The following is a 25,551-nucleotide window of genomic DNA, read 5'->3' on the forward strand; positions in this document are numbered from 1 at the left end:
GGGGCGGGGCGGCCTCGTGGTAGGCGGCGAGTTGGCGACGTGCGACGTGGTCCCAGTCCAGGTGGCGGACGCTCGCGGGGCCGGCCGCGCCGAGGGCGGCGCACCGTGCCGGGTCGCGGGCGAGCGCGGTGAGGGCCCGCGCGTACGCCGCCACGTCGCCGTCCGGCACGCGCACCGCCGTGTCGTCGGCGAGGAGCGCGCGCAGGCAGGGGATGTCGAAGGCGAGCACGGGCGTGCCGGTGGCGAGCGCCTCCGCGGCGACCATGCCGAACGTCTCGTAGCGGCTCGGCATGCACACCAGCCGCGCGCCCGCCAGCAGGTCGAAGCGGGCGGCGCCCTCGACGCGGCCGAGCCAGTGGACCCGGTGGGCGATGCCGAGGCGGTCCGCGAGCGCGCGCAGGGCAGGCTCGTCCGGCCCGTCGCCGGCGATCCGCAGGTCCGTGGTGACGTGGGGCGCGGCCTCGGCGTAGGCGCGCAGGAGCAGGTCCAGGCCCTTCTGCGCGGCGTCGAGACGGCCGAGGTACAGCAGGTGGTCGCGGCCGCCGCCGGAGCCGGACGGCGTGCGGGCGCCGGGCGGGCGGGCGCGGAAGGCGGCCCGGTCCACGCCGTTGGGGACGGAGGTGACGGCGGCGGCGGGGTTGCGGCGGCGCAGTTCGTCCGCGAGGTCGTCGCTGACCGCCACCAGCGTGCGGTGGGCGGCGACCCCGGCCCGCTCCACCCAGTGGAACGGCAGCCGGTACTGGCACGCCTTGTCCCGGGCGAAGAGCCACTGGACGACCCCGACGACCGGCCGCCGCGTCAGCCACGGGACGCAGACGGAGGAGAACGGCGCCGCGAAGTCCTCGACGACGACATCCGGCCGGGTGCGGCGCTCCAGCAGCCGCAGCCCGCAGAGCAGGACGGCGAAGTAGCCCAGTTCCGGGGCGAAGCGGAGGCGCGCGAGCGGCCCGAGGGGCGGTCCGACGGGCAGGTAGCGCACGCCGTCGACGACCTCCGGGAGGGCGCCGGGGCGGCGCGCGCAGACCACGGTCACCTCGACGCCCCGGGCGGCGAGGCGGCGGTTCACCTCGTGGGTGCGGACCGAGCCGCCTCCCGCGCCGGGCCGCCTGGGGTCCTCGAAGCCCAGGTGCAGCACCCGGTATGGCCCCGGGGGGCGCGGGCGGCGCCGTGGTGGGCGTACCGCGGCCAGGCAGACCGGGAGGGCCGCGGCGAGCCACAGGGCCGGGATCCGGGCGGCCGCGTCGAGGACGGCCCACACCAGGACGGCCGCGGCGGCGGGCCCCGCGACGCCGGCGGCCGGTCCCGGGCCGCCGACCCGCCGCCGGGCGAGGACGGCCAGCGCGGTGGCCGCGGCGCCGAGGACCCCGGCGGCCGTCCACGCGAGGCGTGCGCCGGGGGCGGCTCCTGACGGCGCGAGGGCGAGTACGCCGAGCGGGCCCAGGGCGGCGAGCGTGAGCAGCGCGGGCCGACGGGGGCCCCAGGCCTGGAAGAGGGCGGTGAGCAGCAGCACCGTGCCGGCGGCGGTCGCGGCGAGCGTCAGCGGCGCCAGGAGGGAGGCGGCGGGGAGGTAGCGGGCGGGCAGGACGAGGGCGAGGACGGCCGGCGGGCAGGAGGCAATGACGGCCGCCACCGGCAGCACGAGCGTCCAGTGCCGCCGCAGCACGGCAGCCCACAGCCGCGCGGGCTCGCCCGGGGGCACCCGTCCCCCCTGCGGCGGGCGGTCGCCGGCGAGCCGGGGCAGGGCCGCCGTGGCCAGCGCGGTGGCGAGGAAGAACGGCACCCGGGCCGGTACCAGGACGGCCTGGTAGGCGGCGAGCGCGCCGGGCGGCGCCGCCAGCAGGGAGGCGACGAGGACGTCGAGGGTGAACAGGAGGCAGACCAGCGTCTGGAGGCCACCGGTGGTGGCGGCCCGCAGGCACCAGCGGAGCGGGGCGTCCGTACCGGCCTCGGTGACGACGTCTGTACCGGTCCCGGTACCGGCCTCGGTGACGACGGCTGTACCGGTCCCGGTACCGGCCTCGGGTGCGCGGTCGCGCTCGCCTGCGGCGTCGGGTGTGCGGCCGCCGCCCGACGCGCCGTCAGCGCCGGGCGCCGGCTGGGCGGCGGGGGTCCGCGGTCCGGTCCGGCGGGGTCCGCGTACGCCGCGGTGGACGGCCGGGGCCGCCACGCACACCGCCGCGGCCGTGCCGCACACGAACGCGCCGAGGACCCCCCGCACCCCCCAGCCCGCGTACGCGGCGGCGACGGCCGCCGCGATGCGGACGACCGCCTCGACGGCGCGCGTCAGCGCCAGCCGGAGGAAGCGCTGCCTCCCCTGGAGGTAACCCGCGCCCGCGGCCGCCGTCATGACGAGGACGCAGGCAGCGGTGAGGAGGACCGGTCCGTACGGCCCCGTGGCCCGGCCCGCCACGGCGGTCCCGCCGACCGCGCAGGGCACCGCCAGGGCGAGCCCCAGCAGCAGGGCCCTGCGCACCGAACGGCGCCGGCGGGCCGGTGACGGGGGTGGCGGGCCGGCGGCGACCTCGCGGGCCACCACCCACGACACGGTGGAGCCGGCGAGGGTGCCGACGGTGAGCAGCACGGAGGAGACGACCCCGTACGCGGCGAAGGCCGGGGCGTCGAGGAGGTGGACGAGGGCGAGGGAGAGGGCGTAGTTGGCGGCGCCGACGACCAGCGTCGCGGCGGTGAGGAGCACCGCGCCCCGGCCGACGCCGGACAGGACGTCCCCGCGCTCCGTCGGGTGCGGTGCGTCCGGTGCGTCCGGCGGGCCCAACAGGTTCGCTGCGTCTGGTGGGCTCGGCGGGTTCCGTGCATCCGGCGGGTCCGGTGTGCCCGGCGGGTTCGGCGGGTTCGGCGGGTCGGCCGGGGCGGTGTGGTGGGCGGGGGCTGCGGGGTGGGGCATGGGGTCTCCGGGGCCGGGGGCCCGATGGGGCCGAAGCGGATGCGGAGGGGCGGGCACGCGGTCGGCCGGTGGCGTGTTCCGTGGTGCGCGACCCGGTGTGCATCCTCGTCCGGCGCCCCCGGCCGGCGGGCGGCACGGCGGAATCGGTGGCCACCTCGGCCGGCGTCTGACGCCTAATGCACGAATTCCTTCCGTGCGGTGTTTTTCCGAGCGCCGCGCGATGTCGGCGTCAATCGCCGGGATGACGCGGGAAGGCGACCGCGCGAACGGCTTTGTACACGTTGTCGGTTGTGGCGGAATTCCCGCCCGGGCCAAGCTGGGGCAACTGCGATGAACCACCGCAGTTCGCCCGTGGACACGGGCGGCAGAGGCGCGATTCGCGCCGACAGACCGACAGACCCGTCACCGGACCCAAGGGGAATTCCGCCATGACGTACACCATCAAGCAGGGAAAGCCCGATCCGCTGGTGCTCCACCGGGGCCAGACCTCGACGTTCAACATGCGGGCCGGCCTCACGCCGCTCAGTCCTCCCGTGGAGGGCCGCGAGGAGACGTTCGCGGTGACCTTCCCGAAGGGCACGAGATTCCCGAAGGGCGGGCGCGTACGGTACTTCACCTCCACCGGTGACGAACCGGAGTCGCGGCCGGAACTCGTCGGGTGGAACGCGCAGAAGGGGCTGCTGCTCTTCAAGCACCGGGTGCACCTCAACGACGGCACGCCGCAGCAGAACGGCTTCTACTCGGTCGACATCCAGGCGCCGTCGGACGCGCCGACCGGTGACCACCAGGGCTCGCTGAAGATCGCGCTGGAGACGGCCCCGCTGCGGGTGCGGATCCTCGCGGACACCCCGCCGCAGGACGCGCCCGGCACGGGCGACGGGGGCGGGACGGAGGGCGGGACGGAGCAGTAGCCCCATCCCGTGGCGCGCCCCCCCGGTCTTCGCGCACGCCGGGCGGGCGCGCGCCCCGTAGCCCGGCAACAGGAAGAGCATGTCATGAACTTGTCACTACAGTCGCCCCCACCACCCTCGCCCGACTGGCTCACCCCCCGCGCGGCGGCCTTCTCCGCCCTGCCCCAGACCGCCGAACTGGAGGTCCTGGTACCGGCGTTCAACGAGGAGCACCGACTGGAGGCGACCCTGCGGACCCTCGCCGGCCATCTGCGCGGCCTGCCCGTCAGCACCGCGCTGCGCGTGGTCGACAACGGCAGCAGCGACCGCACGGCCGACTGCGTAGACCGCGTCGCCGCGTCGGGGACGCCCGTCACGCTGACCGGCTGCTCCCTGAGGGGCAAGGGCGCGGCCGTGGCGCGCGGGGTGCTGACGTCACGAGCGCGCTGGACCGGCTTCTGCGACGCCGACCTGGCCACCTCCGTCACCGCCCTCGACGACGCCCTGTGCCTGCTGCGCAACGGCTGGCAGGTGGTGCTCGGTTCGCGCCTCTGCGCGGGCGCCACGCTGTACGCCCCGCAACCTCCCGCCCGCAGGCTCGGCGGCGCGGGCTTCCGCCTGCTCACCCGGCGGCTGCGCGGCCCGGTCACCGACACACAGTGCGGCTTCAAGTTCTTCGAGACGGCGGCCGTCCGGCCCGTCTTCGCCCGGCTGACGACCACCGGGTTCGCCTTCGACGTGGAGGTCGTGGCCCGCTGCCGGGCCCGCGGACTGCGCATGATCGAGCTTCCGGTCGAGTGGGAGAACCGACGCGGCTCCAGCTTCCGGCCGGTGACCGACGGCCGCCGGGTCGCGGTGGACCTGTGGCGACTGCACCGACTGCGGGACCTGGCCGAGGGGGAGCCCACGTGACCGGGGACCGCCTCGACCGGAACGGCACGGCGCCGCACGTGCCCGGGGCCCGCTCGGACGAGCTGTCCGCCGTGTTCCCCGGTGCCGCCGCCTGGCGGGGGCGGCACGTCGTCGTCCTGGCCCCCGGTGACGCCACCGCCCCCGCGGACCGGGCCGCCCCGCCGCACACGCCCGCCGACCGGTACTGCGCGCAGACCGCCCGGCGGCTCCGGGCCGCCGGTGTGCGGGTCACCTGGCTCACCGCCCGGCCCCCGGGCGCTCCGCGCCACCGCGCCACCGCGCACGGGACGGTGCGGCGCGGCGGTCGCGGGCCGTTCACCGCCCGTCTCTCCGCCCTCCTGTGGCTGTGGCGGCACCGGCGCGACGTGGACGCCGTGATCGAGCCGTGGGACGGCGTACCGCTCCCCACCAGGCCGGCGCTCCCCCGGCGGACACCGGTCCTGCTCCTCGCCCCGCCCTCCCCGCACCGGACGGCGCCCGACCGGCCGTGGACCGCGCGGCTCGCGCGCCTTCCCGCCCGCTTCCCCCACACGGCCGGCGCGGTGACGGCGGCGGCGTGCCGCCTCGTCCACGGGCGCCGCGCGATCTGCGCGCCCTCCCCCGCGGCGCGGGCCGCGCTGCGCGCGCTGCTCCGGCCCGCGGGCCCCGTGCACCTGGCACCACCAGGGGCGGACCCCCTCCCTCCGCCGCTGCCCCGCCCGCGCGGCGGCACGGCGACCGGCGGGCCGCCCGTCCCCGGCGAACGGCCCCTGCCCCGGCCGCGGTCGCGGACGCCGCGCATCGTGTACGCCGGGGCCCTGGACCACGGGGCCCGCGCCGACCTCCTCCTGCTCGCCCTGCACACGCTCCGCCGCGACCTGCCCGTCGAGCTGCACCTCGTCGGCGACGGCCCCGCCCGTGCCGAACTGGAGCGCCTCACCGCCCGGTCGGGCCTGGCCGGCGCCGTCGTCTTCCACGGGCGGCTGCCCCGCCACCGGCGGGCCGCCCTGCTCGCCACGGCCTGGCTGACCGCCACCGCGCGCCCGGACGGCGGCTGGTCCGCGACCGCCGCGGCAGCGGGCGGGGGAACGGACGCGGAGGCCGCCGCGCCGACGGTCGTGGAAGCGGTCGTGGAAGCCGCCGGGGCGGGCGTCCCCGCCGTCGCCCCCGACGTGCCGGGGGCCCGTGACGTCGTCCGCCACGGCCGGACGGGATGGCTGTACACCCCCGGCGGCGACCTGGCCGACGCGCTCGGCAGCGCCCTGCGCGCGGTGCTCGCCGACGAGGACGCCGCGCGCCACGACGCGGCCTGCCGCGCCTGGGCACGCCGGTTCACCTGGACCGCCACCGCCGCGCACGTCCTCGCCGCGCTGACCGCCGAGAGCCACCGCCTCGACGGGCCGCCGCCCCGCCGGCCGGCGCCCGCCGCCGACTCCGCCACCGTCGTCGCCCTCCCCCACCCGGCGCTGGACGCCGCCGACCTGGGCGCCCTGCGCCCGACCGACCTCCTCGACACCGCCGGCCCCCGGGCCGCCCTGCTGCTGACCGGAACCGACGAGCGGGAGGCCGCCGCCGTGCTGCGCCGCGCGGGCGTCGACCCCGACGACGACCGGGTCACCCTGCGCCCGGCCCGCCACGAGGACGCACTCGGCTGGCAGCGGCACCCGCCCGCCGCCCCGCCACCCCGCCGTCCGGCGGCCCCCACGGCGCTCCGGGCGTGGCCGGCGCTCCTCACCGGCCTGTTCTGCCTGGCGCTCGCCCTGCGCCTGTACGCCGTCGAGCGGTCGTACGACGTCTTCCAGGACGAGCTGTACTACACCGGCATCGCGGTCAACCTGGCGGAGGGCGAGGGCGTGACCTTCCAGGGCCGGCAGTTCGCGCTGCACCCGCCGGCCCTGTTCGCCGCGCTGGCCGGCGCGCTCAAGCTGGGCGCGGGCCCGTACCCCGGCCTGCTGGAGGCGACCCTCGGCCTGCGCTGGGTGGTGTGCGCGACGGGCGCGCTGCTCGTCGTCGCCGTCACCGCGCTGCTGCGCCGGACGGTACGTCCCTCGATCGCGCTCGCCGCGGGGGCGCTGCTGGCGTTCGACCCGTTCCTCAACCGGTTCGACAGCCGGGTCATGATGGAGACCCAGGCCACCGCGGCCGCCGTCGCCGGCCTGCTCGTGCTGGCCCGCCCGGCCGCCACGCCCCGCGGGCGCGCGGCCGTGGCGTGGACCGCCGGCGCCCTGTTCGCCCTGTCGGTGACCACCAAGGAGAGCTACGCGCTGGTCACGGTCCTCCCCGTGCTCCTGCTCGCCCTCCGGGCGGCCCCGCCCGCACGGCGGACCAGGCTCACCACCGCGGCGGTGGCGGCGGGCGGGTACGCCCTGTACCTGCTCGTCCTGACCGCCACCGGCGGCCTCCCCGGCTGGTACCGGGCGAAGCAGGAGGGCCTGTCGCGGGCGCTCGGCCTGACCCAGATCTCCGGGTTCAACAGCCCCGGCAGCCCCGGGCTCCCCTACCGCCTGGGCGCCAACCTGGAGACCTACGCCACCAGTTACGCGCTCATCGCCCTCGGCGCGTGGGCCACGGCGTGGCTGGTGTGGCGCAGGCTGCGCTGCCCGGGGCTGTTCGGCGGCGTCCCGGGGCGGTCCCTCGTCACGGTCTGGTCGTGCTGCGCCACGGCCGCCCTGCTGTACGCGGCGGGCTGGGGCACCCTCGAGGAGCAGATGTTCTACCCGCTCCTGGTGTCCGGTACGGCGGCGCTGGCCCTCGCCGTCGACCTGGCCGCCGACCTCGCGGCCGCTCGCCGGCGGGCCCGCCCGCCGGGCCCCGGGGTCCACCTGCCCGGCCGCCGGGCGCGGGTCGGCGCGGCGCTCGCCGTGTCCCTGGCGGCGGCGGTCCTCGTGGACCTCGGCAGCTGGGCGCGGGTGCACACCGGAGCGGACGACGCGTACCGCCGTACCGCCGTCTGGGCGCGGGCCCACCTGCCCGCCGGCAGCACCGTGGCGGCGACCGACGAGACGACCGCGCTCGTCCTGCCCGGCGCCCGGCTGAAGTCGTGGAAGGGCGTCGACTCCCTCGAACGGCACGGCGTCCGCTACGTGGTGGTCGCGGAGAACCTGGCCCGCGACGGCTACGCCCGCCTCACCCCCGCCCTGCACGCCGCGCTGGACCGGCACGCCCGGCTGCTGCGTGCCACCCCGGGCCGGACCACCGGCACGCTCCTCGTGTACGACGCCGAGCCGCTCCTGGCGCGCCACGCGCGCTGACCGGCCCCTCGAAGGCCCCGCACCGGTCCCCCGGCGCGGGGCCTTCGCCGTGTGGCCGTGTGCGGGGCGGGGACGGGGCGGCGACCCGCCGGGCGGCCGGGGGTGTCGGCCCGTCAGGCGCGCGCCGGCCACCGGGCGTGATCCCGACGCCGGCCCGCCGCCGCACCTGCCCGGCCCGCACCTGCCCGACGCCTGCCCGGCCCGTACGTACCCGCCCGGCCCCGTACCTGCGGCGAGCGACAGTACGGACACCGGCACTCGCCTCTCTCCCACCACAGCGGCCCGGGGGTGCCCCGCACGGCACGTGCGGCAGCCGCGCCCGTGACCTCTCGGCCCCCGCCTTCCGCGTTCCGCGTTCCGCCCCACTTCCCGGGCCTCCTTCCCCGAGGCCCCGGGACGCGCCTCGGCCCCTCCGTCGCCGGGGCGGTGGAGGGGCCGAGGGGAGGAGGGGGCGTCAGCGGTTGACGACCCGGTACTCGCTGTCGCCGCGGGCGAAGACCGGCGACCCCAGCTCGTAGGTCGCCGTGAGGTCGGTGCCGTGGGTGGCCCCGTCGTCGACCTTGGTGGTGACCCACAGCTTCGCCTTGACCCGCGGGTCGATGTTCAGCGGCACCTCGTCGCAGGTCAGCTTCGTCTTGTCGGCGGAGCGGACGCACTCGTGGCTCGTCTGGCCGCCGTTGACCCACCACGACAGCTTGGTCCCGGCGATCAGCGAGCCCGGCCCGGCCGTCACCACGACCCGCTCGCTGCCGATCCGCCGCTTGCCGGTGTTGGTGACCTTCACCCCGGGGTGTGCGAAGCCGCCGGGCTTCGCCTCGCCGGCGCCCTCCGAGTCGACGGTCGCCGAGTGCTTCACCGGCGGCACGGCGACGTAGTCCACGCCCCACAGCCTGTCGTCGTAGTCCGTGGTCACGTAGAGGCGGCCGTTGCCGTCCAGGGTGATGCCCCCGGCGTCGGCCAGACGCGAGGCGACCTCCTTCTTCGCCCCGGTCTTCGGGTCGACGGCGAAGACCTTGTCGTGGCCGTCCGAGGTGACGAAGACCGTGCCCGCCCCGTCGACGACGGCCTCGTAGGGGTCGGACAGGTCGCCGGCGACGACCTCCGTCCTCCCCGTCCTGACGTCGACCCGGTACAGCTTGTCGTCGTCGAGCGTGGTGACGTAGGCGTTGCCCGCGTCGTCCAGCGCGACGCCCATCGCGTCGAGGTTGCTGGCGACGGTGGTCACCGCGCCGGTCCGCAGGTCCACCTCGTACAGCTTGTCGCTGGACCGGGAGGCCACGTAGGCGGTGCTGCCGTCACCGGTGACGTCCAGCCCGTACGGGTCGTCGATGCTGGAGGTGACGACGGTGGTCCGGCCGTTCGCCAGGTTCACCTCGTAGACCTTGTCGTCGCTGATCGAGGTGACGTAGGCGGTTCCGGGGCCGGCCAGGGCCACGTACCGCACGTCCAGCTTCTCCGCGAGGACGTTCCTCTTCTGCCCGGTCGCCGGGTCGACCTCGTAGAGCATGTCGTCGTTGGCGTCCGCGACGTACACCTTGCCGGTCGTGCGGTCGGCGGCCACGCCCCACGGCTTGCCGAAGCCCTTGGCCACCTCGAAGCAGGCCCGCGCCGGGCAGTTGTAGCCGGAGTCGGCGGCGTGGGCCGCCGTGTCGGTGGCGACCGTCCCCGCCAGCGTGCCCACCGAGACCACGGTCGCCAGTACCGCCGCGCTCCTCGCCCATCGGAATGCCATGCCAGTCCCCTTCGTTCGGGTCGACGGCGCCGCGTCCACTCGCACGGCGCCGCAAGCAGGATGCGGAGGCCGGTGAGGCGCGGACCACGTTCCGCGGGGTTCACTGGCCACCCCGTCGAACGGCTCGCCGCTCCGTCCACCGGAACGGCGCGGTACGCCTCGCCCCGCACCACGGAGGCGCCGCCCCGGGGAGGGGGCGGCGCCTCGCGCCGGCATCCGTGCCGCGGTGCCGGCCGACCGGCGCGGGAAGCGGAGCGCCACGCCCGCGCGGCGGGGCCGCCGGTTTCCGGTGGTCCGTCAGCGCGCGGCCCAGGGGGAGGCGGTGTGGACGCGCGGGTGGCACTGCCAGCCGAGCAGGTCGCCGTGGCGGGCGAGGCGGACCGTGACCCGCGGGTCGCTCGTGTCGACGCCGGCGCGCTCCAGCACGTCGCGAGCAGCGGACTCGTCCACGCCGGCCAACAGCAGTCCGGCCCGGTCGGCGTCGGGTGGCGCGTCGACGAGGTCGGTCACGCGCAGGGCCTCCGTCCGGGCGCGGCGCAGGGCCGCGCGCGGCAGGCCGACGACTGCGCACGTGTCGGTGACGGCGGTGCCCGCGCGGGGGGAACGCGGTCGGGCCCGCTCGGCGGTGAGCGCGGCGAGCAGGTGCCCGGCCGTCGCGTTCCATGTGAAGCGGCCGACCCAGGCCCGGCAGCGGGCGGCGAGCAGCGCCGCCCGGACCGGGTCGGCCACGACCCGCAGGGCGTGGGCGAGCACCGGTGCCAGGTGCCCGCGGTCCTCGGGCACCAGCCACCCCGTCTCGCCGTGCCGGATGGCGTCGCGCAGACCGGGTACGTCGTAGGCCACGGCCGGCACGCCGGCGGACGCGGCCTCCATCACCGACAGCCCCCACCCTTCGCGGGCCGACGGCAGCGCGGTGATCCAGGCGGAGGCGACCAGCGCGTCACGGCGCGCCGCCGGGAGCCTGCCGTGGAAGACGACGGCGTCGCCCAGGCCCAGCCGGTCGGCGACCCGTACGAGCCGGTGGCGTTCCTCGCCGTCGCCGACCAGGTGCAGCTCGGCGTCCGGGACCTCGTCCCGCAGCTCGGCGAGGGCCTCCAGCAGGTGGTCGAGGCGCTTCTGCCGGCTCATCCGGCTGACGCAGACGATGCGCGGCCGGTCGGCCCGGGGGGCGGGGGCGACGGGCGTGAGCCCAGGCGGCGCCAGGTGGACGGGGCCGCGCAGCCCGAGGTCACCGCGGATCTGGGCACGGGAGGACGGGGAGACCGTGCAGACCGTCCGCCCGCCGTAGACGAGCCGGCTGCCGGCCGCCTCCAGCCACCGCCCCAGCGCGGCCAGCGGCGGTGGGAGGAGCAGCCCGAACTGCTGCTGGTGGACGTGGTGGACGAGCAGTACCACGGGCGTGCGCCGCGACACGGCGAGCGGGGCGAAGAACGGCAGGCCGTTCTGCGAGTCGACGACCGCGTCGATGCCGCGGCGGTGCAGGGCCAGCCACAGCAGCACGAAGAGGTACACGGTGTACCGGCCGCCGCCGCGCACCACCCGCCCGTGGCCGGTGGTCTCGCTGCGGGGGGCGCCCCTGGGGCGGGCGGTGAGGTAGGTGACGCGGACGCCCGCCAGGCTGAGCCGGCGAGCGACCTGTTCGCAGTACAGCTCCGCGCCGCCGGCGGCGGGGTGGCGGCCGTCCCGCCAGTTGCACAGGACGACGTGGCGGCCCTGCCAGAGGCCGATGTCGGGGAAGAGGGGGGCGAGGGGGTCGCGCATGGGGTCTCCTGTGTCGTGTCGTCGTACCCCTCCATTGCGCCGGACCGGGCGCCCGGAGCAGAAGCACGGCACCCAACCCCTGGCCAAGCTGTCGAAGCCACCCCGCCGGCCCGCCCCTGCCCGCGTGGCCGCGCCCCTCCCACCGCGCGCCCGCCTGGTCCCTCCCGCCTACCCGCCTACCCGCCTACCGGTGGTCCTCCTCGCGGTACTCGGCGGTCGAACCCGCCGCGGTGCGCTCGCGCAGCTCGATGCGGCGGATCTTCCCGGACACGGTCTTCGGCAGGTCGGCGAACTCGATCCGGCGGATGCGCTGGTACGGGGCGAGGACGGCCCGCGCGTGCGCGAACAGCGCCTTGGCCGTCTCCGGGCCGGGCTCCCAGCCGTCGGCGAGCACCACGTACGCCTTGGGCACGGCGAGCCGTACCGGGTCCGGAGCGGGCACCACGGCCGCCTCCGCGACCGCCTCGTGCTCCAGCAGGGCGCTCTCCAGCTCGAACGGGCTGATCTTGTAGTCGCTGGCCTTGAACACGTCGTCGGCCCGCCCCACGTAGGTCAGGTAGCCGTCGGCGTCGCGGGCGGCGATGTCGCCCGTTCGGTAGAAGCCGCCGCTCATGGCCTCCGCGGTGCGTTCGGGGTCGCCGTGGTAGCCCGTCATGAGCCCGGCGGGACGGGTGGACAGGTCCAGGGCGATCTCGCCCTCGCCGGCGCCCGGTTCGCCCGTCACCGGGTCGAGGAGTTCGACGTGGAACCCGGGGGCGGGCCGGCCCATGGAGCCGGGCTTCAGCGGCTGGCCGGGGCTGTTGGAGATCTGGACGGCCGTCTCGGTCTGCCCGAACCCGTCGCGGACGCTGACCCCCCAGGCGCGCCGTACGGCGGCGATGACCTCCGGGTTCAGCGGCTCGCCGGCCGCGACGACCTCGCGGGGCGGGGTGCGCAGGGCGGACAGGTCGGCCTGGATGAGCATCCGCCAGACCGTGGGCGGGGCGCAGAAGGTGGTGACGCCGTGGCGGTCCATCTCCGCCATGAGGCGGGCCGGGTCGAAGCGCGTGTAGTGGTGGACGAAGACGGTCGCCTCGGCGTTCCAGGGGGCGAAGAGGTTGGACCAGGCGTGCTTGGCCCAGCCGGGCGAGGAGATGTTGAGGTGCACGTCGCCGGGTCGCAGTCCGATCCAGTACATCGTGGCCAGGTGGCCGATGGGGTAGGACGTGTGGGTGTGCTCGACGAGCTTGGGGCGGGCGGTGGTACCGGAGGTGAAGTACAGCATCAGCGTGTCGGAGGCGTCGGTGGGGCCGTCGGGGACGAAGGTGTCGTCCGCGGCACAGGCGTCCTCGAACGCGGCCCACGCCCCGCCGGCGCCCCCGTCGCGGCCGACGGCGACGCGGGTGTACTCGCCGGGCACGTCGTCGAACTTGGCGGTGTCCACCGCCCGCACGACCACGTGCCGGGCACCGCCGCGCTCGATGCGGTCCCGCAGGTCGGCCGGGCCGAGCAGCGGGGTGGCGGGGATGACCACGGCGCGCAGCTTCATCGCGGCGAGCGCCGTCTCCCACAGCTCGACCTGGTTGCCGAGCATGACGACGATCCGGTCGCCGGCCCGTACTCCGTGCGCGTCGCGCAGCCAGTTGGCGACGCGGGCGGACCGGGCGGACATCTCGGCGAAGGTGCGCCGCGTCTCGGTGCCGTCCTCCTCGACGATGTGCAGCGCCGTCGCGTCGTTGCCGGCCGCGATGACGTCGAACCAGTCCAGGGCCCAGTTGAACCGGGCGGGCCGGGGCCAGGAGAAGCCGGCGCGGGCCGCCTCGTAGTCCTCCCGGTGCCGCAGCAGGAAGTCCCGGGCCGCCCGGAACTGCTCGGTCGCGCCGCTCTCCGCCATGGTCGTCCTCCTCGTCGCGGGGGGTGTCGGCGCCATGGTGTACGCGCCGCCCCCGGTGTCACTACCCCCCGGAGGGCCGGGATGCGCCCCGAGCGCCCCCGGCCGGCGCCCGTCGACCGCCCCCACCGGCCGCGTACCGGCTGGGCCGCGTACCGGCTAGGCGCCGCCGGCGGCGGACACGATCCGTACGTCCGCGGGCCCGTCGCCGCCCTCGGTGGTGAGGATGTGCGCGGCCTCGTCCGTCAGCGCCTCCCGCTCGGCGCGGGTGAGCGGGGCGAAGGGCCGGACGGTCACCGTGACGGCGCCGGCGCGGTCCTCGTCCGGCGTCCAGGTCCCGGCGACGAGACCGTCGACGAGGAACGTCCGGTGCGCCTGGTTGCCCTGCCACGTCCGGTCCCGGTACTCCGGCGGCACGACCCGCGAGCGGTCCGCGTGGGACAGCAGGAGGTTGTCGAACTCCGGCAGGAAGCGGGGCGGTGCCGGCGTGTCCGGGTCGGGCCGGGGCGCGTCGGGCAGGTCGAACAGCTCGGTGCCCCGCGGGTCGCGGAAGGTGACCAGCCGGGGCCGCAGCCGCTCGAACGCGTACCGCAGCCGGGTCAGGCCGGACCACGTCTGCATGTCCTTGACGGAGGCGGGCCCGAAGGCGCCGAGGTACCGCACCACGACGTCCTCCGCGCACGCCGGCGACGCCTGCCGTACGCGCTCGGGCCCGAACCAGACCTCCGTCGTGGTCAGCTCGACCTGGCCGCTCCTCCCCCACAGGCCGCGCGGGGTGACCTGCACAAGCGGCAGCGCGCAGCGGGCGGTGACCGTCAGGGCGAGGGGGTCGGCGTCGGGCCAGCGCTCCAGCAGGACCGTACGGATCTCCTTCGGGGTGCGGGGCCGCTCCTCGACGAGCTCCCGGACGAGCTCCGCCAGGACCTCGACGTCCACCCCCGCGAGCCGCTTGCGGAACTGCCGCACCCCGCGGTCGCCGACCGGCTTCGTGAACGGGCCGAGGGCGAGGACGTCGTCGGCGGTGTGGGTGTGCAGGGTGGACCGCATGGTGACGGCCCGGGCGACCTCGCGCCGCTCCATCAGCCCGGACAGCTCCTCGGGGCGGAAGCCGTCGAGCCGGGCGGCGAGGGCGTGGTAGGGCGGCTTGGTGTTCTGCGCCTGGAGCCCGACGAGGTGGTGCACGGCGTCCTTCGCCGCCATGGGGGTACGCCGCAGGAGGAGCTGGCGTGCCAGCGTGGCGCGGTTGAGCGCCCGGAGACAGAGCACGGGCGGGGTCGTCGATGGCATGGCGGCACGCTACCGAGCATCGCGGACACCCACCGTCCGCACGACGGACAGCGGACGGCCATGCCGGGGCAAACAGGGACGTATATCCTGCCTATTCCGCCTATCCTGCCCCGGACGTCCCCCAGGAGGTGAGGACCGCGATGACCCTGCCCTCAAGGAGGCACCGCCGCCGGCGCCCCGACGAACCGGGACCGGCGGCGCCCCCGGCCCCGACGGACCCGGCCGCCGCCCCCGCGGGCGGGGCGCGCGGCGGCAGCGTCGTCGAGGCGTCGCTGTACCGGGACGGCCGCAAGGTGTCGTCCCCGGCCTCCCTCTCCGAGACGTTCCGGCAGCTGCGCGAGGAGCCGGACGGCATGGCGTGGATCGGCCTGCAACGCCCGTCGGAGGAGGAGCTGCTGTCCCTGGCGGCCGAGTTCGACCTGCACGAACTGGCGGTCGAGGACGCGATGGAGGCCCACCAGCGGCCGAAGCTGGAACGGTACGGCGACACGCTCTTCGTGGTGCTGCGCGCCGCCCGCTACCTCGACGCCCAGGAGGAGGTCGACTTCGCGGAACTGCACGTCTTCGTCGGCCCCGACTTCCTGATCACCGTCCGGCACGGCGCCGCCCCCGACCTGTCGGCGGTGCGCCGCCGCGTGGAGGACACCCCGCAACTCCTGGCCCTCGGCCCCGAGGCGGTCCTGTACGCCATCCTGGACACGGTCGTCGACGGGTACGCGCCGGTGGTGGCGGGCGTGCAGAACGACATCGACGAGATCGAGACGGAGGTCTTCCGCGGGGACCCCGCGGTGTCCCGCCGCATCTACGAACTCTCCCGCGAGACGGTCGAGTTCCAGCGCGCCACCCGCCCCCTGGTCGGCATGCTGCACGGCCTGATGGCGGGCTTCGCCAAGTACGGCACGCACGAGGAACTCCAGCGCTACCTGCGCGACGTCGCCGACCACGTCACCCACACCAGCGAACGCGTGGACGGCTTCCGCCAGGCCCTGACGGAGATCCTCACGGTCAACGCCACCCTGGTCACCCAACAGCAGAACGCCGAGATGCGCGCCCTGGCGGAGGCGGGCTTCGAACAGAACGAGGAGATCAAGAAGATCTCCTCGTGGGCCGCCATCCTCTTCGCCCCCACGCTGGTGGGGACCATCTACGGCATGAACTTCGACCACATGCCGGAGCTGCACTGGGTGTACGGCTACCCCTTCGCGGTTCTGCTGATGGCGGTGGTGTGTACGAGCCTGTACGTCATCTTCAAGCGACGCGACTGGCTGTAGCGAGCGGACCTCGGGTTGCGTTCGCCCCGTACTCACCCCGGTCGGCAGGGTTCGGACCCGTCGGCTCCCCCTTTTCGTCGCCCGCGTGTTCACCGAGTCGATCGCGCAGCGCCGCGCGACCGGTCCGGCTCGCCCCGGGAGCCGAGCTCGTCGAGGACCAGGCGGTGCAGCTTGGCCCAGGCCCCGGCCCTCGGCCACTCGGTGAACCGGCGGCGTGCCGTGGCCCCGGATGGTCCGAGCGACGCAGCCGGCAGTTGCTGCCACGTGCGGCCGGAGGTCGCCACGAACACGATCGCAGCCGGTACCGCACGGTCACCGTGCCGACGCCGCCACGCGAAGGGGGCCTCAGGCACCGCCCGATGGGACAGCTCCCGCGGCTCTTTCGGCACCAGCCGCTCAACGACCCTTGCCACGGCCCGCACCCCACCGAGCCACATGAGGCGTCTTCTCAAGCGAGAGGTATCCAGAGCCCCAGCATCACGGCCACACAGACGCCGGTGAGGAGCAGTGAGGCTCTGGCGGCAGAACGGAAGGACTCCGGTCTGTCGCGTGCTGCGCGGAAGCCGATCTGCAGCAGAAAGCCACCCACCGCACAGCCCAAGCCCATGCTCGTCACCGCGATCCAAAGAGCCTCCCCGTCGTTCGCGACGAACCGGCCGTCTCCGGCGAGGGAGTCGCGGTGGGTGAGAACGGCCCCGATCAGGACCACGAGGCTGATCCCGAGCCCGATGAGCCCCACCGCGAGCCCCGTCCCCCCGGCCATCCTCGGCTTGGTGCGCGACAGGTCCGCGCTCAGGAGCACGTGCCTGCCCTGCGTGAGGGCGAACAGTCGCACGGTGGAGCCGCGGTCGACCCGGGCCGTGATCGGCTCGCCGCGACCGGGCAGCGTGGCTCGGGCCCGCTCGCAGCGCACAACGTGCACTCCGGGCTCGACCCAAACGGTACTGCTGGCGCCGCTCCGGACGTTGACGCACCAGTCGCCGTCGACGACGACCTTGAGCGGTACCCGGCTCCGATTGGTGACCATCAGCGCTCCCCGCTCCTCCATCGGGGAGGGCGCCGGAGTGGTAGGCCCGCCGCCGCGCAGTGCGGCCCGGGCCGCCTTGGCGACCTTGCGCCGCACCGCACTCCGATGGGTGACCGCCGGCGCTCCCCGCTCCTCCGCTCGCGGGGGCGGCGCCTCGAATGGGGCGCGCGCCACCTTTTCCGTGATCGTCGCCGTGGACCCACCGCCGCGCAGCATGTCCAGGGCCGCCGTGACGGTCGGGCGGTCCCCGGGTTCCTTGGCCAGCAGGCGGGTGATCAGAGGGGTGAGGGCACCGGCCCGCTCCGGGGGCGGGGCCTGGGCCAATGCCACCGCCGCCAGGGTCGCCGTCGGGGTCTCCCGTCGAAACGGTGAGACGCCTTCCACTGCCTGGTACAGCGTCGCTCCCAGCGAGAACAGATCACCGGCCGTCTCATCGACGCCGTTCAACCGCTCCGGTGCCATGTATTCGGCGGAGCCGATGACCCCACCGGTGGAGGTGAGCGCGGTGTCCGTCCGATGCACGGAGATACCGAAGTCGGTCAGCAACACCTGTCCGTCGCGGGCGAGCATCACATTGGCCGGCTTCACATCCCGATGCACGATCCCCATCATGTGGGCCGCGCCCAACGCCTTGAGCAAGGCGCCGGCCACCTCGGCCACGCGGGGTGCGGGCAATGGTCCCCCGGCGCGCAGGCGCTCCTCCAGGGAACACCCGTCGACCAGCCGCATCACCGTCCACGGCACGCCGTTCTCGACCACCACATCGTGGACGGCGACGATGTGCGGATGGTCCCGCAACTTCGCCGCGTTGCGCGCCTCGCGCGTGGCACGGGCCACCCGCTCGCGGTGTTCCTCGTCCGAGCCGGCCGGCGGCAGCCAGATCTCCTTGACGGCCACGTCCACGCCCAACGTCTCGTCGTACGCGGCCCACACACGCCCGAACCCACCGGACGCCAGCCCCTCGACAAGCCGATAGCGCCCACCGACGACTCGCCCTGCTCCCGCTGCCCCCGCCAACCCGCCGCTCCTGACTTACAGTTGGGCGATCCGTGCTCAGCGTACGGACACTCATGCCGGGCATCAATTGGCAAGCCCACGCCAAGTGGGCGGCTCGGTTCGCCGCCGTGGGAAACCTGAACGGCTGCGTTCGCTGTCAACCGCCTCGGTCGGACGTCAGGGGGACTCGGACTACGGTGGCCGCCTCGGACACGACACTCCTCGGGCCGCCTTCGATCAGGTGGGAGTAGGGCGGTGTCACCGGAGCCGCGCGGCAGCGGAGGGACTCCGCCCGCGGGAGGGGTACGACGCGAGCAACGTCCCGCGTTCGGATCCTGAAGCCTCCAGCCGCTTGATTCGGACCGTGAGGCGAACCTCAGGGGAAGGTCGCATCGGGCTCGGTCACCTGTAGGTTGCCCGGAGGGAGACGGACACGAGGGGGCAGGGTGAAGGTGCGCAGCGGCCGTACTGTGCGTGACCTGCGGCGGGAGAACCGCACCGCGGTACTCCAGCGGTTGTATTTCGACGGGCCTCTGAGCCGCTTCTCGCTCGGCCCGGTCACCGGCCTGAGTTCCGGCTCGGTCAGCAACGTCGTGTCCGAGCTCGTCGCCGACGGCTTGGTGGAGGAGGCCGGCAGCGTCGACTCGGCCGGGGGCCGCCCCCGTACGCTCCTGCGCATCCGCGCGGACAGCGGCCACCTGATCGGCGTGGACGTCGGTGAGACGCGCGTGCGGATCGAGCTCTTCGACCTGGCCCTCACCGAACTGGCCCGGGTGGAGAGGCCGCTGGAGACCGAGGGGCCGCGCCGGGTCGACCGGTACGATGTCGGCCTCGTCGTCGGCCATCTGCGCGAGGGCATCCCCGAGGTGCTGCGCCGGGCGGGCATCCCGGCGGAGCGGCTGCTGGGCGCCGGCATCGGAGTGCCGGGCATCGTCGCCAGGACGCCCGAGGACGGCGCGGTGGTGCACGGCCAGACCATCGGCTGGGACGCGGTCCCGTTGGAACGGCTCCTGCGCGAGTCGCGACTCCTGCCCGAGAGCGTGCCGTACCACATCGACAACGGCGCCAAGACGCTCGGCCAGGCGGAGATGTGGTTCGGCGCCGGGCGTGGCGCGCAGAGCGCCGTGGTGACCCTCTTCGGCTCCGGAGTGGGCGCCTGCCTCGTCACCGACGACATGCGCTCCGGCCGGGCCGTGGAGTGGGGGCACCTGACCGTACGGGTAAGCGGCCGCCGCTGCCGCTGCGGCGCCCGGGGCTGCCTGGAGGCGTACGCGGGAGCGGAGGCCCTCCTGGAACGCTGGTGCGAGGCGGGCGGCCGGCCGCCCGTCGGCGCGGACGAGGAGACCGCGCTGACCGCGATGCTCGACGCCGCCCACCCCGCCCCGGCCGCCGACGGAACGGCACCGCCGCCCGACGAGGCCGCCCTCGCCGTGCTGGAGGAGACGGCCGAGTACCTCGGTGCCGGTTTCTCCGACCTGATCAACCTCTTCCAGCCGGAACGCATCCTCGTCGGCGGCTGGGCGGGCCTCCAGCTCGGCCGGCGCTTCCTCGACTCCGTACGGACGTACGCCATGTCGTCCGCGCTGAAGTACCCGGCCGCGCGCGTGGAGATCGATCTCGGCGCCCTGGGGCCGGACGCCGTCACGGTCGGAGCCGCGATCCTGCCGCTCGCCGACTTCTTCGCCCGCGGCGGCCGCCGGGCCGAGGCGGATCCGCGGGAGCAGAGCCCCGCCTGGCAGACGACCATGCGGGAACGGGCGGCGCGGTGAGGAGCCCCGGCCGGTGACCGCCCGGCGCTCGACCGTCACCGCCCCCTCCCACCGCGGGTCCCCGGCCGGCCTCCCTACCACGAGCCGGTACGGCCCCGGCTCCGCGGACCACGTGGCCGGGATCGGCGAACCGGCCACCGCGCGCGGGAGCTCCGGTGGCCGGCGTCCCGCGGTGGGCTCGGCCGGTGACTCCGCCCGTCAGCGCGCGTCTCCTGTCGTCGAGGACGTGATGATGTCCCCGTGCGCGAAGTCGCCCGGTGGAATGCCCGGGTGGTGGCTCTCGGAGCGCGAGTGCGGGGCGGTGACGCCCAGGGCGAGCCGGGAGACGATGCGGTAGCGGTCGCCGCGGTAGACCGAGTGGACGTACTCCACCGGCTGGCCGGCGGTGTCGGTGGTCAGGCGCTCGATCAGCAGGGCGGGTGAGAGGACCGGGACGTCGAGCACGCCCGCTTCGGCCTCGTTGACGACGGTCGGTTCGATGGACTGCACCGCCTGGTCGACGTGGACCCGGTGGTGCTCGCGCAGGTGGTCGTACAAATCTCCCGCCTCCAGCTCCTGCGGAGTGAGGGAGGGAACCAGGCCGGCGGGGATGTGGAGGTGCTCTATGGCGATCGGTGTCCCGTCGACCAGCCGTAGCCGGGCGATGTAGACGACTTCGGCGGCCGGTGAGACACGCAGCTTGCGGCCGATGCGGGCGCCCGCACGGATGGTGTCCAGTCGCAGCAGCCTGCTGGACCAGGTGCCCCCGGCCCTGGGCACGGCGAAGGCGGCGTCGTCGGAGACCAGTTCCTGGGTGATCTTGGCGGGGGCGACGAACATGCCGCGGCCGTGCTCGCGTACGAGCTGCCCGGTGGCGACGAGTTCGTCGACCGCGGCGCGAAGGGTGGGTCGGGAGACGCCCAGTTCGGCGCTGAGCGTGCGTTCCGAGGGGATGGCGTCGCCGGGCCTGCGCGCCTCGATCAGGCCGAGGAGGAACTCCCGGACCCGCTCCCGCTTGAGTACGGCACCTGAGGAGTTGCTCTCCATGACTCCGACCTCTCTGCCTCGCCGCCCGCAACTGGTCCGGTGGTAAACGGCAGTTTAGGGCGTTCACCGCCACCCAGCCTACCGAAAAACCCTTGTTTCCCCGGGGGTTGACGCCCCCATTGGTCCATGCCACCTTCGAGCCACATCGTTGTCCAGTTGACCAACTGGTCAACTGTCCCTTGAGGTGAATCCAGTGAAGATCCGCTTCATCCCCACTGCCGCGGCACTCGCGGCCGCTTGTGCGCTCACCGCCTGCACCACCTCCCCATCCGGCTCCGACCGGGCGGCCGGCCCCGAGAGACTGACCGTATGGATCATGAAGGACAGCGTCACCGACGCGTACCTCCAGCGGTTCCGGAAGGACTTCGAGCGGCAGCACGAGGGCACCGTCCTGGACGTCCAGATACAGGAGTGGGACGGCATCGGCGAGAAGATCACCGCCGCGCTCGCGAGCAAGGACGCCCCCGACGTGATCGAGGTGGGAAACACCCAGGTCGCGCAGTACGCGCAGAGCGGCGGCGTCCTCGACCTGAGTGACAAGGTCGGGGAACTGCGGGGCGGTGACTGGCTCCCCGGCCTCGCCGAGCCGGGAAGGATCGACGGCAGGCAGTACGGCGTCCCCTGGTACGCGGCCAACCGCGTCGTGATCTACAACAAGGACCTCTTCGCCAAGGCCGGGATCACCGCCCCGCCCAGGACCCGTGACGAGTGGCTGCGGATCACCGGGAAGCTGAACCGGGGCAAGACGCAGGGCATCTATCTGCCCGGTCAGAACTGGTACACCCTCGCCGGCTTCGTCTGGGAGGAGGGCGGAGAACTCGCCGAGAAGCACGGTGACCGCTGGAAGGGCTCTCTCGACAGCCCGGAAGCGCTCCGGGGCATGGACTTCTACCAGCGGCTCCAGGCCCTGGGCAAGGGCCCCAAGGACTCCGACGAGGCCAAGCCGCCGCAGGCGGACGTGTTCGCCAAGGGGGACGTCGCCCAGATCATCGCCGTTCCCGGCGGCGCCGAGATCGTGGAACAGGCCAACCCGGCCCTCGCGGGCAAGCTCGGCTTCTTCCCGATCCCCGGCCGCACGGCGGGCAGACCGGGCGCCACCTTCACCGGCGGTTCGGATCTGATCATTCCCGCCGCCTCCGCCCACCCCGACGCGGCCTACCAAGTGGTCAAGTCGCTCACCGGGGAGAAGTGGCAGCGGGATCTGGCCGAAACCATGAGCTACGTGCCCAACCGGACAGCGCTGGCCGACGCCTTGCAGGACGACGAGGGCACCGCCGCCATGGCCGCGGCGGCCGCACGCGGGCGCGCGACCCCCAACTCCCCGCAGTGGGCCGCCGTGGAGGCCACCAACCCGATCAAGGAGTACATGACCGCGGTACTGACCGGAAGCGACCCGCGGAGGGCAGCGAAGGACGCCTCCGACGCCATCAGCAAGACGCTCCGATCATGAGCGGCGTCCGGTCGGGGAAGAGAGCATGACGCCCCTGGCCCCCCGCCCCGGTACGGCGGCCGACCCGGTCGCGGCAGCGACGCCTCCCGCCTCCGTACCCGCCGCGGCACCGGCAAGCGCATCCGCACCCGCACCCGCACCCGCGTCGACCGGGCGGCGACGCGCCGTTCCCGGCTCCCTGTGGCCCTATCTGCTCATCGCGCCCACGGTCGCCGGCATGGTCTTCCTCCTCGCCTATCCCCTCGCCCGCAATCTGCTGATCTCCCTCCAGCACTACGGGATGGCCGAACTGATCCGGGGAGGCGCGGACTTCGCCGGCCTGGAGAACTACCGGGAGATCCTGCGCGACGGCGAGTTCTGGCAGGTCACCCGGCGCACCCTGTGGTGGACCGGGATCAACGTCGTCCTCATCATGGTGATCGGCACGGTCGTCGCGCTGATGCTCCAGCGGCTCGGCAAGCGGATGCGGACGCTGGTCCTCAGCGGACTGGTGCTCGCCTGGGCCAGCCCCGTCATCGCCACGACCACCGTCTTCCAGTGGCTCTTCTCCTCCCGCCTGGGAGTGGTCAACTGGCTGCTGGTGCGGCTGGGATTCGACTCCTTCCAGGACTACTCCTGGCTGGCGCACGGGCCGGCCGCCTTCACCGTCCTGGTGCTGCTCGTCGTCTGGCAGTCCGTGCCGTTCGTCGCCATCACCCTGCACTCCGCCCTGACCACGGTCCCCACCGAGCTCTTCGAATCGGCCCGGATCGACGGCGCCGGCGGCTGGCGCGTCTTCCGCTCGATCACCCTGCCGCTCCTCAGGCCGATCTTCGGACTCCTGCTGAGCCTCGAAGTCATCTGGGTCTTCCGGTGCTTCGCCCAGATCTGGGCCGTCACCGGCGGCGGGCCCGGCGGAGCGACCACGACCCTGCCCGTCTACGCCTACCAGGTGGCCCGGTCGCTGCACCGCTACGACCTCGGAGCCGCCGCGGCGACCCTCACCGTACTGATCCTGATCGCCGTGTTGATCCTCCACTTCCGTCAGATGTTCCGGCAGGAGGCCGAGCTGTGAGCCCCGTCCCCGCGTCCACGTCCGGCACGCTGCGGCGGCTGCCCCTGAACGCGGGCGCGCTGGTCGTCTTCGTGCTCTGCGTCTTTCCCGTGTACTGGATGGTCCTCACCGCCTTCAAGCCCACCCCCGACATACAGGCCGAGACACCCGTCTTCCTGCCCACCTCGCTGACGCTGGAGCACTTCTCCGCAGCGGTGGACGCCGACGGATTCTGGTCCTTCTGGCGCAACAGCCTCATCGTCACGGCCGGCTGTGTGCTGCTGGCCCTCGCGGTCGCCCTCGGCTCGGCCTTCGCGGTGGCGCGGCTGCGCTGGAAGGGCCGTCGCGGCTTCGTCCTGATGGTGTTCATCGCGCAGGTCGCGCCCTGGGAGGCGCTCCTCATCCCGATGTACGTCATCGCGCGCGACACCGACATGCTCGACCGGCTCGCCACCCTCACCCTCGTCTACTTCATGATCACCCTGCCGTTCACCATCGTCACCCTGCGAAGCTTCCTCACCGCGATACCCAAGGAACTGGAGGAAGCCGCCCAGGTCGACGGCTGCACCCCCGCGGCCGCGTTCCGCCGGGTCACCTTCCCGCTCCTCGCGCCCGGTCTGCTCGCCACTTCGCTCTTCGGGTTCATCACCGCCTGGAACGAGTTCGCCTTCGCCAACATGCTGATCATCAAGAACCAGGACGATCGCACCCTCCCGGTCTGGCTCTCCTCGTTCTCGAACGTCTTCGGCACCGACTGGGGCGCGACCATGGCCGCCTCCACACTCTTCGCGCTGCCCGTCCTCATCCTCTTCCTGGTGCTTCAGCGCCGGGTCGCCACCGGCTTGGCCGGCGGCGCGGTCAAGGGTTAGGGGCACCGTGACCCGACCGACCGCGGACCTCGGGCTCGTCCCGACGCCTTCGAAACTCAGCAGGTCCGCCGGGGCCTTCGCCCTCGACGAGACGACGGCGATCCGCACCGCCCCGGGGGCCGCGCCCGCCGCCGCCCTGCTGCGTACGCTGCTGGCCCCCGCGACCGGTCTGCCGCTGCCGCTCGCCCCGGACGGCCGGATCGTCATCGTCCTCGACCCCGGCCTGGCCGGCCTCGGCGCGGAAGGCTACGGGCTGACCGTCAGCGACGAAGCGGTGCTGCTGCGCGCCGCGGGCGCCGCCGGGCTGCGCCACGGTGTCCAGACCATCCGGCAGCTCCTGCCCGCCGCCGCCCTCGGGGCGAAGCCGGTCCGCGGGGTGCGGTGGACGATCCCCGGCGTCGAGATCACGGACGTGCCCCGGTACGCCTGGCGCGGCGCGATGCTGGACGTGGCGCGCCACTTCCAGCCCGTCTCCTTCCTGCGGCGCTTCACCGACCTGCTGGCCATGCACAAGCTCGACGTGCTGCACCTGCACCTGACGGACGACCAGGGGTGGCGGATGCCCGTCGCGGCCTACCCCGGGCTCACCGAGGTCGCGGGCGTGCCGCACGGCGGCGCGTACAGCCGCGAGGAGTTGCGCGGTCTGGTGGCGTACGCCGCCGAGCGGGGTGTCACCGTCGTACCGGAGATCGAGATGCCGGGCCACGCGCGGGCCGCGCTGGCGGCCTACCCGCACCTCGGCAACTTCCCCGAGCGCCGACTGGACGTGTGGAAGAGCTGGGGGGTGTGCGACACCGTCCTCGGTGTCAGCGACGAGGTCCTCGACTTCTGCCGCACCGTACTGGGCGAGGTCATGGACACCTTCCCCTCGCCCTACGTCCACGTCGGTGGCGACGAGTGCCCCACCACCGAGTGGCACCGCTCCCCCACCGCCCTGCGGCGCGTGACCGAGGAGGGGCTGGACGGCCCCGACGCGCTCCACGGGTGGTTCATGGAGCGCGTCGGGGACTTCCTGACCGGGCACGGGAGGCGGCCTCTGGGCTGGACGGAGACCGGTCGCGACCTGCCCGATTCCTTCACCGTCCTGGCCTGGCGCGACGAGGAGCACGGACTGGCGGCGGCCTGCCGCGGCCAGCCCGTGATCATGGCGCCGCACCGCTCCACGTACCTCGACTACCCGCAGTCCGCCCACCCCGACGAACCGCCCGGCCAGTCCGGCGACGCGGTCGACCTGCGAGCCGTGTACGCCACCGAACCCGCACCCGCCCACTGGGAGGCGGCGACCGCCGCACGGGTGCTCGGCACCCAGGCGCAGCTGTGGACCGAGTACGTCGCCACCGCGGCGCACGCCGAGTACCTCGCCTTCCCCCGGCTGTGCGCCCTGGCCGACACCGCCTGGTCCGGCGGCCGCGACTGGCCCGGATTCCAGGCACGGCTGCACCACCACAGAACCCGGCTCGACGCTCTCGGAGTGCCGGGCCGTCCCTCCGCGATCCTTCGACCTGAGAGGACCATCAAGTGACCAC

General features: G+C 74.6%; 16 protein-coding genes and 1 pseudogene. 9 read left to right on the forward strand and 8 right to left on the reverse strand.

Annotated elements, in window-relative coordinates; translation table 11 throughout:
- Window positions 1-2,773 (reverse strand): glycosyltransferase family 4 protein (locus LPA54_RS21325; protein WP_228980357.1); only part of this gene is annotated, 2,773 nt, incomplete at its 3' end.
- Between the two features lie 557 nt (window positions 2,774-3,330).
- On the opposite strand from LPA54_RS21325, the gene LPA54_RS21330 reads away from it, so the two are divergent.
- From LPA54_RS21330 to LPA54_RS21340, 3 genes are all read left to right on the forward strand, one after another.
- A complete protein-coding gene (locus LPA54_RS21330) occupies window positions 3,331-3,813 on the forward strand; it encodes a hypothetical protein (RefSeq protein WP_228980206.1) in 483 nt (160 codons plus the stop codon).
- Between the two features lie 84 nt (window positions 3,814-3,897).
- Window positions 3,898-4,704, forward strand: coding sequence for a glycosyltransferase (locus LPA54_RS21335; protein WP_228980208.1), 807 nt, complete (start codon window positions 3,898-3,900; stop codon window positions 4,702-4,704).
- On the forward strand, window positions 4,701-7,934 hold the full coding sequence (locus LPA54_RS21340) for a glycosyltransferase (RefSeq protein ID WP_228980210.1): 3,234 nt from the start codon (window positions 4,701-4,703) through the stop codon (window positions 7,932-7,934). The genes LPA54_RS21335 and LPA54_RS21340 overlap by 4 nt, the downstream gene beginning before the upstream one ends.
- A 454-nt stretch (window positions 7,935-8,388) precedes the next feature.
- On the opposite strand, the gene LPA54_RS21345 is transcribed toward LPA54_RS21340, so the two are convergent.
- The 4 genes from LPA54_RS21345 to LPA54_RS21360 form a co-directional block, all read right to left on the reverse strand.
- The gene (locus LPA54_RS21345) at window positions 8,389-9,666 is read right to left on the reverse strand and encodes a hypothetical protein (protein ID WP_228980212.1); all 1,278 of its coding nucleotides are present in this window, start codon (window positions 9,664-9,666) and stop codon (window positions 8,389-8,391) included.
- Window positions 9,667-9,963: 297 nt separating this feature from the next.
- Window positions 9,964-11,427, reverse strand: coding sequence for a glycosyltransferase family 4 protein (locus LPA54_RS21350; protein WP_228980214.1), 1,464 nt, complete (start codon window positions 11,425-11,427; stop codon window positions 9,964-9,966).
- A gap of 184 nt (window positions 11,428-11,611) precedes the next feature.
- A complete protein-coding gene (locus LPA54_RS21355) occupies window positions 11,612-13,300 on the reverse strand; it encodes an AMP-binding protein (protein ID WP_228980215.1) in 1,689 nt (562 codons plus the stop codon).
- A 156-nt stretch (window positions 13,301-13,456) separates the two neighbouring features.
- Window positions 13,457-14,584: a winged helix DNA-binding domain-containing protein gene (locus tag LPA54_RS21360; protein WP_228980218.1), complete on the reverse strand. Its 1,128-nt coding sequence runs from the start codon at window positions 14,582-14,584 to the stop codon at window positions 13,457-13,459.
- Between the two features lie 140 nt (window positions 14,585-14,724).
- On the opposite strand from LPA54_RS21360, the gene LPA54_RS21365 reads away from it, so the two are divergent.
- On the forward strand, window positions 14,725-15,855 hold the full coding sequence (locus LPA54_RS21365; RefSeq protein WP_228980220.1) for a magnesium and cobalt transport protein CorA: 1,131 nt from the start codon (window positions 14,725-14,727) through the stop codon (window positions 15,853-15,855).
- A gap of 22 nt (window positions 15,856-15,877) precedes the next feature.
- On the opposite strand, the pseudogene LPA54_RS21370 reads toward LPA54_RS21365, so the two are convergent.
- Both LPA54_RS21370 and LPA54_RS21375 read right to left on the reverse strand, forming a co-directional pair.
- Window positions 15,878-16,181, reverse strand: a pseudogene (locus LPA54_RS21370) (transposase); the annotation flags it as partial.
- Between the two features lie 122 nt (window positions 16,182-16,303).
- On the reverse strand, window positions 16,304-17,899 hold the full coding sequence (locus LPA54_RS21375) for a serine/threonine-protein kinase (protein WP_267487431.1): 1,596 nt from the start codon (window positions 17,897-17,899) through the stop codon (window positions 16,304-16,306).
- A 425-nt stretch (window positions 17,900-18,324) separates the two neighbouring features.
- On the opposite strand from LPA54_RS21375, the gene LPA54_RS21380 reads away from it, so the two are divergent.
- A complete protein-coding gene (locus tag LPA54_RS21380; protein ID WP_228980225.1) occupies window positions 18,325-19,647 on the forward strand; it encodes an ROK family protein in 1,323 nt (440 codons plus the stop codon).
- Window positions 19,648-19,845: 198 nt separating this feature from the next.
- Here the strand turns inward: LPA54_RS21380 and LPA54_RS21385 are convergent, their stop codons facing one another.
- Window positions 19,846-20,673 (reverse strand): GntR family transcriptional regulator, encoded by an 828-nt coding sequence (locus tag LPA54_RS21385; RefSeq protein WP_228980227.1) that lies wholly within the window; start codon window positions 20,671-20,673, stop codon window positions 19,846-19,848.
- Between the two features lie 193 nt (window positions 20,674-20,866).
- Between LPA54_RS21385 and LPA54_RS21390 the strand changes: the two genes are divergently transcribed.
- The 4 genes from LPA54_RS21390 to LPA54_RS21405 all read left to right on the forward strand — a co-directional run bounded on the left by LPA54_RS21390 (window position 20,867) and on the right by LPA54_RS21405 (window position 25,547).
- Window positions 20,867-22,123, forward strand: a complete 1,257-nt coding sequence (locus tag LPA54_RS21390) for an extracellular solute-binding protein (RefSeq protein WP_228980229.1) — start codon at window positions 20,867-20,869, stop codon at window positions 22,121-22,123.
- 217 nt (window positions 22,124-22,340) lie between these two features.
- Window positions 22,341-23,177, forward strand: coding sequence for a carbohydrate ABC transporter permease (locus LPA54_RS21395; protein WP_228980359.1), 837 nt, complete (start codon window positions 22,341-22,343; stop codon window positions 23,175-23,177).
- Between the two features lie 98 nt (window positions 23,178-23,275).
- Window positions 23,276-24,025 (forward strand): carbohydrate ABC transporter permease, encoded by a 750-nt coding sequence (locus LPA54_RS21400; protein WP_228980362.1) that lies wholly within the window; start codon window positions 23,276-23,278, stop codon window positions 24,023-24,025.
- Between the two features lie 7 nt (window positions 24,026-24,032).
- On the forward strand, window positions 24,033-25,547 hold the full coding sequence (locus LPA54_RS21405; protein ID WP_228980231.1) for a beta-N-acetylhexosaminidase: 1,515 nt from the start codon (window positions 24,033-24,035) through the stop codon (window positions 25,545-25,547).
- Window positions 25,548-25,551 lie beyond the last annotated feature (4 nt).

Source organism: Streptomyces sp. DH12, assembly GCF_020873895.1.
Lineage (GTDB): Bacteria > Actinomycetota > Actinomycetes > Streptomycetales > Streptomycetaceae > Streptomyces.